The organism is Azospirillum thiophilum, assembly GCF_001305595.1.
GTDB lineage: Bacteria > Pseudomonadota > Alphaproteobacteria > Azospirillales > Azospirillaceae > Azospirillum > Azospirillum thiophilum.
Genome location: NZ_CP012401.1, coordinates 2,263,315 through 2,277,857, shown reverse-complemented (window position 1 = coordinate 2,277,857; position 14,543 = coordinate 2,263,315). Strand labels below are relative to the sequence as shown.

The 14,543-nt window shown below is 68.2% G+C and carries 15 protein-coding genes; 8 read left to right on the top strand and 7 right to left on the bottom strand.

Annotated elements, in window-relative coordinates; all coding sequences use genetic code 11:
- Positions 1-31: 31 nt before the first annotated feature.
- Together dksA and AL072_RS10555 are read right to left on the bottom strand one after the other, a co-directional pair.
- Entirely contained in the window at positions 32-451 is a 420-nt protein-coding gene (gene dksA / locus AL072_RS10560; protein ID WP_045580368.1) for an RNA polymerase-binding protein DksA, read from the bottom strand.
- A 201-nt stretch (positions 452-652) separates the two neighbouring features.
- Complete coding sequence (locus AL072_RS10555) at positions 653-1,078, bottom strand: flagellar assembly protein FliX (protein ID WP_045580369.1); 426 nt, start codon at positions 1,076-1,078, stop codon at positions 653-655.
- 230 nt (positions 1,079-1,308) lie between these two features.
- Here AL072_RS10555 and AL072_RS10550 point away from each other — a divergent pair, with 230 nt between their 5' ends.
- The 6 genes from AL072_RS10550 to sciP all read left to right on the top strand — a co-directional run bounded on the left by AL072_RS10550 (position 1,309) and on the right by sciP (position 6,912).
- The gene (locus AL072_RS10550; RefSeq protein ID WP_045580370.1) at positions 1,309-2,454 is read left to right on the top strand and encodes a flagellar basal body P-ring protein FlgI; all 1,146 of its coding nucleotides are present in this window, start codon (positions 1,309-1,311) and stop codon (positions 2,452-2,454) included.
- Positions 2,454-2,825 (top strand): rod-binding protein, encoded by a 372-nt coding sequence (locus tag AL072_RS10545; RefSeq protein ID WP_045580371.1) that lies wholly within the window; start codon positions 2,454-2,456, stop codon positions 2,823-2,825. The genes AL072_RS10550 and AL072_RS10545 overlap by 1 nt, the downstream gene beginning before the upstream one ends.
- A complete protein-coding gene (locus AL072_RS10540) occupies positions 2,818-3,327 on the top strand; it encodes a hypothetical protein (RefSeq protein WP_045580372.1) in 510 nt (169 codons plus the stop codon). The genes AL072_RS10545 and AL072_RS10540 overlap by 8 nt, the downstream gene beginning before the upstream one ends.
- 355 nt (positions 3,328-3,682) lie before the next feature.
- The gene (locus tag AL072_RS10535) at positions 3,683-5,578 is read left to right on the top strand and encodes a flagellar hook-length control protein FliK (RefSeq protein ID WP_045580373.1); all 1,896 of its coding nucleotides are present in this window, start codon (positions 3,683-3,685) and stop codon (positions 5,576-5,578) included.
- Between the two features lie 72 nt (positions 5,579-5,650).
- The gene (locus AL072_RS10530; protein WP_045580374.1) at positions 5,651-6,391 is read left to right on the top strand and encodes a flagellar hook assembly protein FlgD; all 741 of its coding nucleotides are present in this window, start codon (positions 5,651-5,653) and stop codon (positions 6,389-6,391) included.
- Positions 6,392-6,579: 188 nt separating this feature from the next.
- Positions 6,580-6,912: a CtrA inhibitor SciP gene (gene sciP, locus AL072_RS10525; protein WP_045580375.1), complete on the top strand. Its 333-nt coding sequence runs from the start codon at positions 6,580-6,582 to the stop codon at positions 6,910-6,912.
- Between the two features lie 59 nt (positions 6,913-6,971).
- Here sciP and AL072_RS10520 read toward each other — a convergent pair whose 3' ends face one another.
- Positions 6,972-7,580 carry a TetR/AcrR family transcriptional regulator gene (locus tag AL072_RS10520; protein WP_245636653.1) on the bottom strand — a complete coding sequence of 203 codons (609 nt, stop codon included), beginning with the start codon at positions 7,578-7,580 and terminating at the stop codon, positions 6,972-6,974.
- Between the two features lie 158 nt (positions 7,581-7,738).
- Here AL072_RS10520 and AL072_RS10515 point away from each other — a divergent pair, with 158 nt between their 5' ends.
- Positions 7,739-8,182 (top strand): MaoC family dehydratase, encoded by a 444-nt coding sequence (locus AL072_RS10515; RefSeq protein WP_045580377.1) that lies wholly within the window; start codon positions 7,739-7,741, stop codon positions 8,180-8,182.
- Between the two features lie 83 nt (positions 8,183-8,265).
- On the opposite strand, the gene AL072_RS10510 is transcribed toward AL072_RS10515, so the two are convergent.
- The 3 genes from AL072_RS10510 to AL072_RS10495 form a co-directional block, all read right to left on the bottom strand.
- The gene (locus AL072_RS10510) at positions 8,266-9,354 is read right to left on the bottom strand and encodes a TRAP transporter substrate-binding protein (protein ID WP_045580378.1); all 1,089 of its coding nucleotides are present in this window, start codon (positions 9,352-9,354) and stop codon (positions 8,266-8,268) included.
- Positions 9,355-10,140: 786 nt separating this feature from the next.
- Positions 10,141-11,016 carry an S-methyl-5'-thioadenosine phosphorylase gene (locus AL072_RS10500; protein ID WP_045580380.1) on the bottom strand — a complete coding sequence of 292 codons (876 nt, stop codon included), beginning with the start codon at positions 11,014-11,016 and terminating at the stop codon, positions 10,141-10,143.
- A gap of 63 nt (positions 11,017-11,079) precedes the next feature.
- Positions 11,080-11,718: a rhomboid family intramembrane serine protease gene (locus tag AL072_RS10495; RefSeq protein WP_245636799.1), complete on the bottom strand. Its 639-nt coding sequence runs from the start codon at positions 11,716-11,718 to the stop codon at positions 11,080-11,082.
- Between the two features lie 279 nt (positions 11,719-11,997).
- Here AL072_RS10495 and AL072_RS10490 point away from each other — a divergent pair, with 279 nt between their 5' ends.
- Entirely contained in the window at positions 11,998-12,795 is a 798-nt protein-coding gene (locus AL072_RS10490; RefSeq protein ID WP_045580382.1) for an oxepin-CoA hydrolase, alternative type, read from the top strand.
- A 36-nt stretch (positions 12,796-12,831) separates the two neighbouring features.
- On the opposite strand, the gene AL072_RS10485 is transcribed toward AL072_RS10490, so the two are convergent.
- Positions 12,832-14,283, bottom strand: a complete 1,452-nt coding sequence (locus tag AL072_RS10485; protein WP_245636652.1) for a methyl-accepting chemotaxis protein — start codon at positions 14,281-14,283, stop codon at positions 12,832-12,834.
- Between the last annotated feature and the right edge of the window lie 260 nt (positions 14,284-14,543).

Sequence of the window (14,543 nt, the reverse complement as noted above, 5' to 3'; positions counted from 1 at the left end):
ATGGCAGGACCGCGCCCGGCCGGGCGCGGCCTCAGTCGTCGCGCTGGGTGCGTTCCATCCGCTCGTGACGCTCCTGGGCCTCCAGGCTCAGCGTCGCGATCGGGCGGGCGTCCAGCCGGCGGACGGAGATCGGGTCGCCGGTCTCCTCGCAATAGCCGAAGCTACCGTCGACGAGACGCTCCAGCGCCGCATCGATCTTGGAGATCAGCTTGCGTTCGCGGTCACGGGTGCGCAGTTCCAGCGCGCGGTCGGTCTCGGCCGAGGCGCGGTCGGCGATATCCGGTTCCTGGATACCGCCTTCCTGGAGGCTGTTCAGCGTGCCGGTGGATTCCGCGAGAAGTTCCGCGCGCCAGCGCAGCAGCTTCTGGCGGAAATACTCCCGCATGATCGGGTTCATGAACTCCTCGTCTTCCGACGGGGAATAGTTCTGGGGCAGAAGCGGCGACGTCATCCGAAAGCATCCAGCGAAAAAGGGGTGATCCGGGCGGCGCGGAGTATAGGGATGCAAGGTCGGGACCGCAACCCTATGGTTCGCCCCCGGAACGACCGAACAAGCCCTTGGAATAAAAAAGATTTGTGACCGCGGCAAATCCGCCGCCGCAACCGCCGCGCGCTTGGCGGCGCGCCTGACGGCATTGCGGCCGCCCGGCGGTCAGGAGGTGAGCTTCGCAAGCTCCACCTGCGCGCGCAGGTCGATCTCGTCTAGGATCTCGGCGAGGTTGGGGTCGTCCACCTGGGCGCGGCGGGTCTGGATGACCTTGGCCAGATCGGTCAGCTTCTGCACCGACAGCGTGCCGGACAGCAGGCCGTGCTGGATTTCCTCCAGCCGGTCCAGCATCTCCTCCGCCCGCATCTTGCCGCGCGACGCCCGCGCGGTGGCGTCGTCGGTCGCATCGACCTCCTGCACGGCCAGCACACCGGAAACCCCGCCGGTGGCGGCGGTGCCGCTGACGCCGTGGGCGGAGCCGGAGTCTCCCACCAGCTGCTTGGAGAACGCGGCGCCGGACGAGCCTTCGGCCTTGCCGGTGCGGCGGACCGAACCGCTGCCGCGTATGTTTCCGGTGCCTTCGACTTTCATGATCCGTGCAACCGTTTGCAGTAAAGGATGCGTAAACGCGCGCACTGTAGATGGATCAACCTTAACATCCGGTCAAGGCTTGCCGCAATCGGGCAAAAATTGCCGACCGGCTGTGACCGAAAGGCGCCATATTGCGGGCGTTTTTCAGGGCAAGGGCGGAAAGCCGCCATCCACAGCCACTGGCACGGCGTTTGTATAGGGATGGGCACGAGTTCAGGAGTGCCCGCGTCATGACCCCCACCGCCCTTCGCCTTGCCGGCCGCCGCGTCCTTGTCTCGCTGCTGTCCGCCCTGCTGGCGCTTTCCCTCGCGGGGGCGGCACCGGCCGAGGCCGCGTCCGCCCGTATCAAGGACATCGTCGATGTGGAGGGCGTGCGCGACAACATGCTGATCGGCTACGGGCTGGTGGTGGGCCTCAACGGCACCGGCGACAGCCTGAACAACTCGCCCTTCACCGAACAGAGCCTGACCGGCATGCTGGAACGGATGGGCGTCAACACCCGCGGCACCAACATGCGCACCAAGAACGTGGCGGCGGTGATGGTGACGGCGACCCTGAACGCCTATGCGGCGCAGGGAACGCGGATCGACGTCACCGTGTCGGCGATGGGCGATGCCAAGAGCCTGCTCGGCGGCACCCTGCTGGTCACCCCGATGATGGGCGCCGACGGCGAGGTCTATGCCGTCGCCCAGGGGCCGATCGCGGTGTCGGGATTCTCCGCCCAGGGCCAGGGCGCCAGCGTGACCCGCGGCGTGCCGACCGCCGGCCGCATCTCCTCCGGCGCCATCGTCGAGCGCGAGATCCAGTTCTCGCTGGCCGAGCTGCCGGTGCTGCGGCTTTCCTTGCGCAACCCCGACTTCACCACCGCCCAGCGGGTGGCGACCGCCATCAACATCCAGCTGCGCGGCAACCGTGCCCAGGCCACTGACCCGGCGTCGGTGCTGCTGAACGTGCCGGACGCGCGCCGCGGGGACATCGTCGGGCTGGTGACGGAGATCGAACAGCTGCGCATCACCCCCGACCAGGTCGCCCGCGTGGTGGTGGACGAGAAGTCCGGGGTCATCGTGATGGGCGAGAATGTCCGCATCTCCACCGTCGCCATCGCCCAGGGCAACCTGACCATCCGCATCACCGAGACGCCGCAGGTCAGCCAGCCAGGCCCCTTCAGCCAGGGCCAGACCGCGGTGGTGCCGCGCACCGACATCCAGGTCGACGAGCAGTCCAACAACCGCCTCGCCGTGATGAATGCCGGGGTGACGCTGCAGGAGTTGGTACAATCCTTGAATGCGCTTGGAGTGGGACCGCGGGACATGATCGCCATTCTCCAGTCGATCAAGGCCGCCGGAGCCCTGCAAGCCGAGATCGAGGTGATCTGATGACCATGAGCCCCGCCATTTCCGCCGCTTCGGCCCCGCCCTCGCTGGTGGAGCGCGCCCAGGCCGCCGGATATGGCGTGCGGACCCTGGCAAGGATTTCCGACCTGGAGGCAAAGGTCGACCCGGCAAAGCTTGCCCAGCTGCGCAAGTCGGCCACAGAATTCGAGAGCCAGTTCGTGTCGCAGATGCTCGGCCCGATGTTCGAAGGCATCGGCACCGACGAGACCTTCGGCGGCGGCCGCGGCGAGGAGATGTTCCGGCCGATGCTGATCGAGCAGTTCGGCAAGCAGATCACCCAACGCGGCGGCTTCGGCATCGCCAATCAGGTTTACCAAGAGCTTCTTCGCGCCCAGGAGGCCAGCCATGGATAAGGTCGACGTCCGTTTTCCCCAACAGGCCAAGCCCGCCGCCAACCTGCCGAAGAACGCGCAGGAACGCGCGGTCGCGCTGGTCGACCTGATGGGGCGCCTGACCGCCGTTCTGGAGCGCGAGGCCGCCGCCGTCCGCGCCCGCCGCCCGGCCAAGGAGCTGGCCCAGATCGGCCGGGACAAGCAGCCGATGACGCTGGTCTACGAGGAAATCTCCCGCCTGCTGCGCGTCGACCGCGATGGGCTGATAGCCCTGCCGGTGGAGCTGAAGACCACGCTGAAGGACGCCACCGCCAAGCTCTACGCCGCCACCGCCGACAATGCCGAGGCGCTGCGCGTCGGCGGCGCCGCCCAGAAGATCATGGTCGACACCGTCGTCGGCGTCATCAGCCGCCAGCAGAAAGCCCCGTCCACCGCCTATGCCGCGCATATGGGCGGCGGCCGCGGCTATTCCCCGCCGCCCAGCGGGCCGCGCACCTCCGCCGCGCTCAACACCCGGCTCTGAACCGGGAGGCCCGGACCTGAAGGCTTGGACCTGAAGGCTTGGACCGGGACGCCGCCCCCCTTCATCCGTGACTGCCGAACCGTTTCGGAAGGCCGCCCCCAACCATCGGGGCGGCCTTTTCTTCGCCCGCCGCGGCATGGCCCATGACGGCGCGGCAAGAAAGGCCGGGGAACCCGGCGGATTTTGCCGGTCCGGCCGGCACGACGGGGCGGGAACTGCCGACCGGCCCGGGCCGGAGAGCCCCCCGGCGGCGCTCCGGCATGGCGCCAGGATGGACGCCCGAATTGGCCCGCCGGTTGCATTGGTCCTGTCGCACCGCCGTCGGTGCGCTCCGCCGTCCCCGAGAGGCCGTTCCATGGACATCCAATCGAACAACATCGCCGCTTCCTTGTTCGACGGTCTCGCCCAATCCCAGCAGACCCAGGCGACGACGGCCAAGAGCGACCAGTTCTCCAAGATGATGGACCGCATGCTGACCGACGCCGCCGCGCGCAAGCGCGAACAGGCCGAGGACACAGCCCGCGACGCAGCCGCAGCCCGCAGCACGGCCGCACGCGATGCAGCCCGCACCGCCGCCGACGACGCCAGGGACGCACGCGAGGCCCGCGCAGCCGACGCGCAGCGCAAGGCCGCGGTGCGGGCCGAGCCACGCAACGATCCGGGCCGTGACCGGGCTCTCCAGGCCGCCCGTTCCGATGCTGACGACGCGGACGCCGCCCGCATGCCGGACGCAACCAAACGGCAAGCCGACGGAACCGACGACCGCACCGCCCAGGCCCGGCGCGACGACCGCAAGCCGGCCGCGACCGACAAGCCGGCGAAGGCCCCGGCAAAAACCGACGCGGCAAAAACCGCCGACGGCACGGATGCTGCCGGGAAGGCGGCCGGCGACGACGCCGATGCGGCGCCTGCCGACGGCACCGGACAGCAGGAGGCGGACGCCGCCGCCAATGTGGCCGGGAACGGCGATCCGTCCAAGCAGGACGGTGCCGCCGAGGAACAGGCCGCGGCACCGGCCGAACCCGAGCCGACCCAGCAGACGGCCCAGCCGCCAGCCCAACCGCCGGTCCCCCAGGCCAGCGACCTGATCCTCGCCGCGCTGATGCCGGGAGCCAAGTCCGCGGCCGGAGATGCGGCCGATGCCGGGAGTCCGGGCGGCGACGCGGCCGGCGGTGCGGGCGGCGCCGTCGATCCGGCGGCCCAACTGGCGCAGGCGCAGGCGCAGGCGCAGGCCGCCGCCGGCCAGGCCGCCAAGACCGCGGCTGGCGACGCCGGCCGGGTCGACGGCCAGACCGCCGCCGGCCAGGGCGCCGTCGCCGCCCAGGCCGGGATTGCCCTGGCCGGAACTGCCGAAGCCGATGCTGCCGAGGCCGACGGCTCGTCGGCCGAAGCCCTGCCGACCGAGGACGGGGTGCTGCCCGACCGCTTCGCCGACCTGCTCGCCGCCGCCAAGGCAAAGAGCGGCGGCGCCAGGCAGGGCGGTTCCGACGGCAGCGGCAATGGCGGCACCAATGGCGGCGGGCGCGGCGATGCCCAGCCCCAGGCGATCCCCCAGCCGGCCGCGCAGCCGGCCCCGCTCGCCACCCCGGCCGCCCCGACTGCAGCGGCGATCGCCGCGGCCCGGGAGGCCGGCGCGCTGGAAGGCGGATTGGAGGGGGTCGGTGCGGCCGGCGCCACGGCCGGCAGCGGCTCCACCACCGCGGCCGGGCCGCATCTCCATCCGGCGCTGGCGGCGATGGAAGGCGTCCACACCATCGCGGCAGGCATCGACCAGCCCCATGCCACGGCGACCCTGCGCCCGTCGCGCGGCAGCGCCGGCATGCCGCTGGGCGTCCAGGACCAGATGGCCGTCCACATCAAGAAGAATGTCGGCGACGAGATCGACCAGTTCACCATCAACCTGCACCCGGCCGAACTGGGGCGGATCGACATCAAGCTGGACATCGGCGCCGACGGCCGGGTCAGCGCAATGGTCGCGGTGGAAAAGGCGCAGACCCTGGAACTCCTGCAGCGTGACAGCCGCGGCTTGGAACGGGCCTTGCAAGACGCTGGACTGCAGACGGACTCCAACAGCCTGAACTTCAGCCTGCGCGGCGAAGGCAACCCCTTCGCCAATGACGGGCGGGGAGACGGACGGGGAGGGTCGGGCCGGCGCGGCCGCGGCGTCGGCGGAAGCGGCGACGAGGAGGTGGCCGACGGTGCCGCCTACACCGCCACGCTCGGCAACGGGCGACTGGACATCCGCGCCTGACGCCTCATCCCGGCCACGGCCGGCGAGCGCAACCGAGACACAAGGCCAGAAGGGCCATAGAGGACGACCGCCATGACCACGACCGATCCCACCACCCCGACCCTGAACCAGTACGGCACCTATTCGGGTGGGAAGTCGACCGGGTCGACGACGTCCAACACCAAGGCGCCCCAGACCGATGCCGACAAGACCGCCTCGGCGACCAAAGGGCTGGGCGACAATTTCCAGACCTTCCTCACCCTGCTGACCACGCAGATGAAGAACCAGGATCCGCTGAAGCCGCTCGACACCAACGACCTGACCAAGCAGCTGGTCGACTTCGCGAACGTCGAGCAGAACATCGGCACCAACAGCCGCCTGGACAAGCTGGTGCAGTTGCAGGGCGCCGGCACCGCCTCCACCAACCTCGCCTATCTCGGCCGCCTGGTCGCCTTCCAGGGCGACACCTTCCAGTACACCAACGGCATGACCCAGGCCCCGCTGGGCTACGAGCTGGAGACCTCGGCCAAGTCGGTCCGCGTCGACATCCTCGACGCCAAGGGCAACATCATCCGCTCCATGAAGGGCGAGTCCACGGCCGGCACCAAGCATTCGGTCAATTGGGACTTCAAGGACAACGACGGCCGCGCGGTGCAGCCGGGCAGCTACCGCATGAACGTCGCCCCGGTTGCGGAGAACAAGGACGACACCATCAAGGCGACCACCTACACCTTCGGCACCGTCGCCGGCATCGGCAGCAACAAGGACGGCGAAACCGTGCTGAACATCGGCGCCAGCGAAGTCCCGCTGTCGAAGCTGACGACGGTCTACTGACCGGGATGCGGGGGACGGCAGGGTCGGCCCCGTCCCGCGCTGCCCCCTGCCCCGCCCTGTCATAACCTTCCGGAGGAGGCCTTATCCACAATAAATCATTAACTCTATCGTTTAGCCATTTGTTAAGTGCCGGCGCCTAGAGTACCCCGAAATCGTGGAATCCACAGTTTGGGTTGGAGCGTCCGCGCATGGCACTCGTAGAACTCGACATCGGCGACGACAGCGCAGCCGGTGCATCGGTCATTGGCCCCGAAGGGCGTCCCATGACCGAAAACGACCTTCCCCCGCCCGACACCAAGCGTTGGGTGATGCGCCGCAAGGCGGAAGTGGTCGCCGGCGTCCGTTCGGGCCTGATCAGCCTGGAGGAGGCCTGTCGCCGCTATACCCTGTCGGTCGAGGAATTCCTGTCCTGGCAGCGGCTGATCGACAGCCACGGCATGCGCGGCCTGCGCGCCACCCGCCTGCAGGACTACCGTCCCGGCCAGCAGCCCGTCCGCGACCGCCTCACCGTGGCGGAATAGCGCAACAGGCGGAGCAGCGCCGACCGAACGCCGCAGATCCGCCTGCGGCGTTCCTGCGTTTATTGGCCTGCGTTCAGGATTTTCCGGCCGGCAGGTCCCGCGCCACAGGCCCTGTCTATGAGGGCCGCCGCCGCGCTCGCCACCGCCCCGTTGCCCGCCCCCAGATCCAACGCCCGGCCGGCGGCATAGGCGCCTTCCATCAAAAGTTGCAGCTGCGCCGTCAAACGCTCCGGACAGTCCGCGCCCGCGGCGGCGGCCAGCGCGCGCAGGCGGTCGCGGACCATGCGCTTGTGCGCCACCGCCAGCGCATGCGCCGGATTGGCGGGATCGCGCAGTTCGGCGGCGGCGCTGGTGAAGGGGCAGCCCTGGAATTTCGGATGGTCGATCCAGTGGCCGAGCGCCGTGAACAGCGCCTGCATCTGGGCGCGCGGGTCATCCGGATGGCGGGCGGTCACCCTGTCCCACCACGCGGCATGCTGGGCGATGTTGCGCTCCAGATAGGCGCAGACCAGCTCATCCTTCGATGCGAAGTTCCGGTACAGACTCATCTTCGCTACGCCGGACCGGGCAATGACCGTATCGACTCCGACCGCGCGGATGCCGTCGCGGTAGAACAGCTCCGCCGCGGCGTCGAGAATCCGCTCGCGCGCCGGCTTCTTCACGGTCACGGTCTCTTCCATTCCAATCCCCGCCCTGTGGCAGCCGGCCCGGCCAAGCCGGCGGTTGACAATGATACAGACCTGTCTCACTCTGACTGTGATGAGACAGGTCTGTATCATAGACCGTCGGCACAGGCCTGACCACAATGACGAACGGAGCCCGGGGGATGCGCTATTTCGAGGATGTCACGGTAGGCGACCGCTTCACCGGCGGACCGTTGACCGTCGATGCGGCGGAGATCGTCGCCTACGCCCGCCAGTTCGATCCGCAGCCCTTCCACCTGGATGCCGACGCGGCGAAGGACACGCTGTTCCGCGGGCTGGCGGCCAGCGGCTGGCACACCGCCGGGCTGACCATGCGGATGATCGTCGGCAGCGACGCCCGGCTGGCCGGCGGCTATATCGGCATGGGGGTCGATCAGATCGGCTGGCCGCGGCCGACCCGGCCCGGCGACGTGCTGCGCATCGAGATGGAGGTGCTGGAAGCCCGGCGCTCGGCCAAGCGGCCCGACCAGGGCATCCTGCGGGTGAAGACCACCACCCTGAACCAGGACGGCGAGGTGGTGCAGACCATGATCGCCAACCTGCTGGCGCCCGGCCGCCCCGCCTGAAGAAGATGGCCTGAAAGGAAAGACCCCCGCGACCGGTCGGGTCGCGGGGGTCTTGGGCGGGGCTTTTTCGCCGGCGCCTGCCGTCAGCGCTTCAGGCCGGCGGTGAAGGCGAAGTTGTCGAAGGAGTTCTCGGCAACCCGGAACCACAGATATTCCTCGTCGCGGAACTTCTTCCACGGCTCGTAGATCTTGGCGAACTTCGGGTTCGTCTTCGCGGTTTCCTCATACAGCTCGGTGGCGGCCTTGTAGCAAGCCTCCATCACGTCTCGCGGGAACGGGCGCAGCTGGGCGCCACCGGCGACCAGACGGCGGAGCGCCGCCGGATTCTCGGCATCGTACTTGGCGTTCATGGTCAGGTTCGCCTCGAAGCAGGCGGCCTCCAGGACGGCCTTGTACTGCTTGGGCAGCTGTTCCCACTGCTGCTTGTTGACCAGCAGCGAGACGTTCAGCCCGCCTTCCCACCAGCCCGGATAGTAGTAGTATTTGGCGACCTTGTTGAAGCCCAGCTTCTCGTCGTCGTACGGGCCGATCCATTCGGCGGCGTCGATGGTGCCCTTTTCCAGCGACGGATAGATGTCGCCGCCGGCGATCTGCTGCGGCACGGTGCCCAGCTTGGCCAGCACCTGCCCGGCGAAGCCGCCGATGCGGAACTTCAGGCCCTTCAGATCCTCGACGGTCTTGATCTCCTTGCGGAACCAGCCGCCCATCTGCACGCCGGTGTTGCCGGCCGGGAAGTTCATGACGCCGTAGCCGTCGAAGAACTCGCGCAGCAGGGCCATGCCGCCGCCATTGTAGATCCAGGCGTTCTGCTGGCGGGCGTTCAGGCCGAACGGCACCGTCGCGTCGAAGGTGAAGGTCGGATCCTTGCCGACATAGTAATAGCTGGCGGTGTGGCCGCACTCGACCGTGCCGTTCTGCACCGCGTCCAGCACCTGCAGGCCGGGGACGATCTCGCCGGCGGCAAAGGGACGGATGGTGAACTTGCCGTCGGTCGCCGCGGCGACGCGGGCGGCGATGGTGTCGGCGGCGCCATAGATGGTGTCCAGGCTCTTGGGGAAGCTGGACGCGAGGCGCCAATGGATCTCCGGCTGCGACTGCGCGATGGCGGGAGCCGCCAGCGTGCTGGCGGCGACGCCGACGCCGGCCGAGGTCAGGAAGGAACGACGCTTCATGAACGTTTCCTCATCGTTATGGCCATGACGCCTGTTGCGGATGGCGCCATTTGCCGAACAGCGGACACTATAGTGGCCGAACAATCCTAGAAATCGAAGCGGGCATCCGGCAATTCTTCAAATTGCATGGCTTCCATTCCACAGCCGGTCCGCAGCTTTTCCATTCCGTGGAAAAGACCATCTGGACGCATTACAGCACCGGCAACGGATCGCCGCCGCCGCTTCCCGGAATTACAGAAGCATTGCATCGCAGGCCGGCGCGAGCATTGGCGATTGTTCCGGACAACCGCCATCTGCCGCATCGATCAACCGCAAAACCGTCTTGCCGTTGCCCGAATGGTTACGTGTACCGATGATATATGCGACGTCCGGTGAGGGTCACACCCCTACTTTCGTTCAGGGGGTGCAGGCCGCCGGCCCGTCAGGCGCCCTCGCCAAGACCTTTGCCATTGGCAAGTGTTTTCCGCGCGCACAAAAGCGAGCATGCAAAATTACATGCAACTTACGTCGTGCAAACGGCAGGGGTGCTTGGCATGGTTGCCGGGCGGTCGGGGCGGTGGACCGGCCACCGCCCGCGCCGCTCTGACGGAGGGAACGAGGATGAATCAGATCCTCACTCTCCTGATCCTGCTGTTGCAGCTGCTCAAGCTGGTGCTCGAGTATCTGAACCGCTGATCGGGCGGGCGTGCCGGGGGTAACGACCCCGTCACGCCTTCCCCGAAAATAGTGCTTTTCCGCGTTGTCGGCAATGTCCCGCAAGATCTCCGGGCACCGCGGCGCTCCGGCTCAGCCCAGCACCCGCTTCACGATCAGCGCCAGTTTTTCCAGCATCGCCGGGTCGCGGTGGGCGGGCGCGGTCATGATGGCGTTGTCGAGTGCGGTATGGCAGCCCTGGGCGCACAGCCCGTCGCGCGCCGCGACCTTCGGGGCCAGCGCCGCCACCAGCGAGCGGGCCTTGCCGGCATTGGCGACCACCACCTTGATCACCGCATCGACCGAGACATGGTCATGACCCTCGTGCCAGCAATCATAGTCGGTGACCATGGCGACGGTCGCGTAGCACATCTCCGCCTCGCGGGCGAGCTTGGCCTCGGGCATGTTGGTCATGCCGATGACGTCGCAGCCCCAGCTGCGGTAGAGGTTCGACTCGGCGACGGTGGAGAATTGCGGCCCCTCCATCACCATGTAGGTGCCGCGCCGCTGGTGCGGGATGTCCAGCTCGACCAGCGCCTCCTCGATCAGGTCGCCGAGCCGGCCGCAGACCGGATGACCCAGCCCGACATGGGCGACCAGCCCGCTGCCGAAGAAACTCTTCTCGCGGGCGAATGTGCGGTCGATGAACTGGTCGATCACCACGAAGCTGCCGGGCGGCAGATGCTCCTTCAGCGAGCCGACCGCCGACACCGACAGGATGTCGGTCACGCCCAGCTGCTTCAGCGCGTGGATGTTGGCGCGGAAGTTCAGCTCCGACGGCGGGATGCGGTGACCGCGGCCGTGGCGCGGCAGGAAGACCAGCCGCCGGCCCGCCAGCTCGCCGGTCAGCAGCGCGTCGGATGGGGCGCCGAAGGGCGTCGCCACCTCGACCCATCGGGTGTTCTCCAGCCCGTCGATGTCGTAGAGACCGCTGCCACCGATGACGCCCAGGACCGTATCGCCGCTCATTCCTCACCGCCTCCCGCTGAAATCCGCGGGAGTATTCCGGTCATGTCCAGCAATTGCAACCGTTCAGGTGCCGCCCGGTGCCGGCCGGCCCGACCGTCCCGGCCGGCACAGCAGCGCCCCCAGCAGCAGCCCGGCGGCCAGCCCGCCGGCATGGGCGCCCCAGCCGACCTCCGACAGCGGCGAATCGGCGGGCGGCGGCATCAGCATCATCGCCGCGTTCAGCAGCGCGAAGACCGCGATCACTCCCTGGACCAGCCGCCGCAGCCAGCGCCGGGCCAGCGGACCGCGGCGCGGACGCAGCCACAGGAAGGCGCCCATCAGCGCGCAGATCGCCCCGCTCGCCCCGATCAGCGGCGCCATGCGGTCGGCCGCCAGCACCCCCTCGGTCAAGGCCGCCGCCACGGTGCCGCCGGTGAACAGCAGCAGATGTCGGACATGCCCGGCCTCCCGCTCGACCGCGTCGCCCAGCAGCCACAACACCGCCATGTTGGAGGCCAGATGCGTCAGGTCGCCATGGATCAGCACATGGCCGAACAGCCCCCGCCACAGCGCCGCGGTCGGCAACGGGCCGGCCAGCTCGACGGTTCCGAAGAAATAGGCGGGGACGAAGGCGAAGGATTCCGGCGGCAGCCGTGCCACGAAGGCCAGGACGCAGAGCAGGATGACGGCACGGTTGGCATAGGGCGGCACCGGCGCCGCCATCACGTACCCACTTCCCCGTCCCTTCCCCTGTCCCTGTCCTTGTCCTTGCCCGCCCAGTGCCAGAGCCATCCCCCGCCATCTCCGCGTCGATAAGCCTCACCCCAAGGTAGGACGGGGTATTGCGGAAAAACAGGCGCTTCCCGCGCATGCCGCCCGCTTCCTATACCGGTCGGACGGATTGGAGCCGCACCGCGCCACTGACACAATGCCTCCACCAGTCGGCGAGGTTCCCTCCGCCGGGCACTCCGCCGGACAACGACAACCGGGGATGAAACGACCATGAACGAACGTCAGGATACCGGCAGCATGACGGTTGAACGCCAGGGCCGCGTCATGGTGCTGACCATGAGCGACGCCGGCACCCGGAACGCGCTCGGCCTGCGGATGATGGCGGCCGGCCGCGACGCGCTCGACGAGGCGACGCACGATCCCGGCATCGGCGCCATCGTGCTGACCGGTGCAGACGGGGCCTTCAGCTCCGGCGGGCACCTGAACAACCTCTATCACCACGGCAGCCGCTCGCGCTCGGAGAACCGGGACGGGATCGAGCGCTTCCACGGCTGGGTCCGCTCGATGCGCGAATGCCCCAAGCCGATCCTCGCCGCGGTGGAAGGGCCGGCGGCGGGCGCCGGCTTCTCGCTGGCGCTGGCCTGCGACCTGATCGTCGCGGCCGAGGACGCCCGCTTCCTGACCGCCTATGTCAAGGTCGGCCTGACCTCCGACGGCGGCGCCTCGGCCTCGCTGGCCCGGGCCTTGCCGCCGCAGCTCTATGCCGAGCTGATGCTGACCGGCGGACCGGTCGATGCGGCGCGCCTGCATGCCGCCGGCGTCGTCAACCGCGTGACCGCCCCCGGCCGGGCGCTGACCGCGGCGATCGACTGGGCGGCGATCATCGCGGACGGACCCGCCGGCGCCATGGGCCGGGCCAAGAAGCTGATGGAACTGGCCTATGGCAGCTTCGCCACCCAGCTCGCCCGCGAAAGCGACCTGTTCGTCGAGGCGCTGCACCATGGCGAGGCCAAGGAGGGCATCACCGCCTTCTTCGAGAAGCGCCCGCCGGAATTCCACCGGCGCTGACCCATCCTGGCGGCCCCCTTCTCAACGGCCCCCTTCTCAACGGACCAGGACCAGCGCCGCCTCCTTGGTTCGCGCGACGGCACTGCTGACCTGTTCCACCGTGGCGGAGATGGCGGTGATGTTGGCGGTCACCGTCGCCACCGCGGCGGATGCGGTCTGCATGCTGGAGGACATCGTCTGGGTGACGGCGCTCTGCTCCTCCACCGCGGACGCCGTGCCGGTCACATGCTCCCGCACGGCGGTGACCTCCTCGCGGATCGCGGTCAGCGCGTTGGCGACCTCGCTGGAGGTCGATTGGATGCCCTCGATCTCGGCGGAGATCTGCTCGGTCGCCCTGCCCGCCTGATTGGCGAGGTTCTTCACCTCGCTCGCCACTACGGCAAAGCCCTTGCCGGCCTCGCCGGCACGCGCCGCCTCGATGGTGGCGTTCAGCGCCAGCAGGTTGATCTGGCCGGCGATGCTGTTGATCAGCCCGACGATGCCGTTCATCGCCTGGGCCGCCGCCGCCAGACGCTCGGTGCTCGCGCCGACCGCAACGGTACGGTCGAAGGCGCCGTCGGTCGCCGCGCGGGCGCGGCTCATGCTCTGCGAGATCTCGCCGATGGAGGACACCAGTTCCTCGGCGCTGGCCGCCACCATCTGCACGCTTGCCGACGTCGACTCGGCGGCGGCGCTGGCCGAGCCGGCCTCCTCGTTCGACAGGAGGAGCGCCTGGTCGATCTCGCCGAAATTCCGGTCGATCATGCCCTTCAGGTTGTTCAGCAGGGAGACCTGCGCGGTGACGTCGACCGCGAACTTCACGATCTTCGTCACCCGTCCCTTCTCGTCGAAGATCGGGTTGTAGGCGCCTTCGATCCACACGTCCTTGCCGGATTTGGTGATGCGCCTGTATTGCGCCGCCTGGAACTCGCCGCGGCGCAGGGTGTCCCAGAAACGGGCATAGTCCGGGCTGTCGCGATAGGCCGGTTCGACGAACATGCCGTGGCGCTTGCCGACCACCTCGTCCAGCCGGTAGCCCATCACCTTCAGGAAATTCTCGTTGGCCTTGGTGATGACGCCGTCGGTGGTGAACTCGATCACCGCCTGCGACCGGCTGATCGCCACCATCTGGCTGGCGTAATCGACATTCTCCAGCCGCTCCTTGGCGTCGGCCCATTCGACCACGAAGCCGATGCGTTGGCCATTGTCGGTCAGCGGCGTGACCAGCAGGTCGAATTGGTGGCCGCCGACCTTGATGGTGGCGCTGTGCGGCTTGGTGAGGGCGCCAAGCATTCCGCGCTGGTGACTCGGATTCTTGTGGAAGATGTCGATGTTGCTGCCGACCAGCCGGCTCACGTCGAGCCGCGGCAACTCCTTGCGCAGGTCCGCTTCCGCCTCGCGCAGCAGCGCCGCCGCCGCGGGGTTGACATGGACGATGGTCAAATTCTCGTCCGCAATCATCACCTTCGCCCGCAGCGCGTCGAGCGCCGCCATCTTCTGCGCCAGCACCCGATTGTTTTTCCCCCGCCCGAACATCGCCCGCTCCATCCGCGTTCACTCAATTCAGGTCGATTATGCATACTCCAGTAGTGGATACTATTGGGGCAAATCCGATGTTTTGTGACAGTGCGTTAATGCCCGGAAACATTCCTGACATCTCCGTCAAACAGCGGAAGGATTTCCAGAGAAACGAAACAGAGGGGCATGAAGCGAACGAAACATTTCGCCGACCGGAAAGATCGCGTCCATTGCCTTGACATCATGCATAG

Coding starts and splice junctions, on each gene's coding strand:
- AL072_RS10510 (WP_045580378.1), bottom strand. CDS start 9,354: ATGAAGCGTCGTTCCTTCCTGACCTCGGCCGGCGTCGGCGTCGCCGCC.
- AL072_RS10540 (WP_045580372.1), top strand. CDS start 2,818: ATGGATAAGGTCGACGTCCGTTTTCCCCAACAGGCCAAGCCCGCCGCC.
- AL072_RS10555 (WP_045580369.1), bottom strand. CDS start 1,078: ATGAAAGTCGAAGGCACCGGAAACATACGCGGCAGCGGTTCGGTCCGC.
- AL072_RS10550 (WP_045580370.1), top strand. CDS start 1,309: ATGACCCCCACCGCCCTTCGCCTTGCCGGCCGCCGCGTCCTTGTCTCG.
- AL072_RS10530 (WP_045580374.1), top strand. CDS start 5,651: ATGACCACGACCGATCCCACCACCCCGACCCTGAACCAGTACGGCACC.
- AL072_RS10500 (WP_045580380.1), bottom strand. CDS start 11,016: ATGAGCGGCGATACGGTCCTGGGCGTCATCGGTGGCAGCGGTCTCTAC.
- AL072_RS10545 (WP_045580371.1), top strand. CDS start 2,454: ATGACCATGAGCCCCGCCATTTCCGCCGCTTCGGCCCCGCCCTCGCTG.
- dksA (WP_045580368.1), bottom strand. CDS start 451: ATGACGTCGCCGCTTCTGCCCCAGAACTATTCCCCGTCGGAAGACGAG.
- AL072_RS10490 (WP_045580382.1), top strand. CDS start 11,998: ATGAACGAACGTCAGGATACCGGCAGCATGACGGTTGAACGCCAGGGC.
- sciP (WP_045580375.1), top strand. CDS start 6,580: ATGGCACTCGTAGAACTCGACATCGGCGACGACAGCGCAGCCGGTGCA.
- AL072_RS10515 (WP_045580377.1), top strand. CDS start 7,739: ATGCGCTATTTCGAGGATGTCACGGTAGGCGACCGCTTCACCGGCGGA.
- AL072_RS10535 (WP_045580373.1), top strand. CDS start 3,683: ATGGACATCCAATCGAACAACATCGCCGCTTCCTTGTTCGACGGTCTC.
- AL072_RS10495 (WP_245636799.1), bottom strand. CDS start 11,718: ATGGCGGCGCCGGTGCCGCCCTATGCCAACCGTGCCGTCATCCTGCTC.